Origin of the sequence: Bartonella silvatica, from assembly GCF_040545155.1 — a bacterium.
Lineage (GTDB): Bacteria > Pseudomonadota > Alphaproteobacteria > Rhizobiales > Rhizobiaceae > Bartonella > Bartonella silvatica.
This window is the reverse complement of sequence record NZ_JBEPLI010000078.1, coordinates 1-1,291: the sequence shown is the minus strand read 5'-3', so window position 1 is coordinate 1,291 and position 1,291 is coordinate 1. Positions and strand designations below refer to the sequence as shown.

Annotated in this window: 1 protein-coding gene and 1 pseudogene; both read right to left on the bottom strand. The window is 43.9% G+C overall.

Annotated features, from left to right (window positions below; genetic code table 11):
- Window positions 1-108 precede the first annotated feature (108 nt).
- Window positions 109-996, bottom strand: a complete 888-nt coding sequence (locus ABID23_RS08030) for a hypothetical protein (protein ID WP_354190974.1) — start codon at window positions 994-996, stop codon at window positions 109-111.
- A gap of 13 nt (window positions 997-1,009) precedes the next feature.
- Window positions 1,010-1,291, bottom strand: a pseudogene (locus tag ABID23_RS08025) (portal protein); the annotation flags it as partial.

Below are 1,291 nucleotides of genomic sequence, written 5' to 3'. Positions count from 1 at the left end.
CTATATGTGTTGTTGCCATTGATTTCACCTTTCTTTGCTGTAAAAAAACCGGCTTAAAGCCGGTGGAAAACCCGCATCAAAGGCGGATTATATTGTAAAACTTATTGCCTAATCAGGGTCTGCACCCATAATTTCATAAAAACGGGCTTCATTTTTCGGATTGGAGATCCATGCATTGAATTCTTTCTCTGACATATTAGCAAGAATTTCTTTGGTCATCGGACCTGTCACGCCCCCTCCTCCAGACGCCGTTAAGGTTCTCGCAGAATTTTGCCGGCTTTGAAGCGCTGCAACTTGATTATTCGCTTGCATCCCTTGGTTCTGATAGCCAAGGTTTTGTGCTATCCTATAAAGCTCTTCTGCTGGATTAACCCCCTTTTGGGCGCAGGTCGCTACAATCGTACGTAATTCATCCCCTATAATCGCATCTATCGTGCTCCTTTGCGCATAAGTCGGATAAACAGAAGACCATGCACTTAATTGCTTTGCACGCGTCTCATAAAGAAAATCTGCCGCGGCATCAAAATCACTGTATTTATCTTTGATTGATGTAACAGAACTTTCTAAAAACTGGTTCAAATGTCCATTAAATTCGTGGGATTCAATGGCTTGCCTTTGAACATCTTGTTGTGCACGAATATACGCATCTTGCTCTTGTAGCTTTTTGCCCATCCAACCCATGTAGCCAATAATGTCTTGTGTAGGGTCTGGAGGTCCGCCTTCCCCTTCAACCATTGGTGTCTGGGCTTGGGGTTCATAAAACTTAACAAGTGCTTCACGGGCTTGATTGGCTTGTTGTTCTGCTCGCTGCTGCTCTATACTAGGAACGATTTCTGAAGACTTGTCAACGGGCTCTGCAACCGGCTCTGGAGGTGTGGCATCATGGCTCTCAACCGTCTCAACCTCGTAATCGTTCTCAAAAGAGCTCTCATCATCAAAAACCGGTGCACCAACCCTATAATCTTCATTCATAGCTTCGTTCATTTCTGCATTCATTCTCTAACCTCTCTTAAATGCTTCTTCCTCGATAAGTGGCGGCTCTTTCACGCATGATTTGATTTTGCATTTGTTCATTGTAAATGCGTTGCCTCTCAAGCTCATGGCGTTGTTGCATAATCTCCGCTTCCAATTCTGCTCTCTTTTGACGCATGAACAATTCAATCTGCTTTTGTTGCAAATCCATCTGTTGCATCTGGCTTTTAGTCGCAATATCTTGCTGCTTTTCCTGCAACTTCATTTCTTGTTCGGGATCCATTTGCTGTTGTTGGGCTTGTTGTGCCATTTGCTGCTG

Excerpts from the sequence above, each read along its gene's own strand:
- ABID23_RS08030 (WP_354190974.1), bottom strand. The coding sequence starts at position 996 with ATGAATGCAGAAATGAACGAAGCTATGAATGAAGATTATAGGGTTGGT.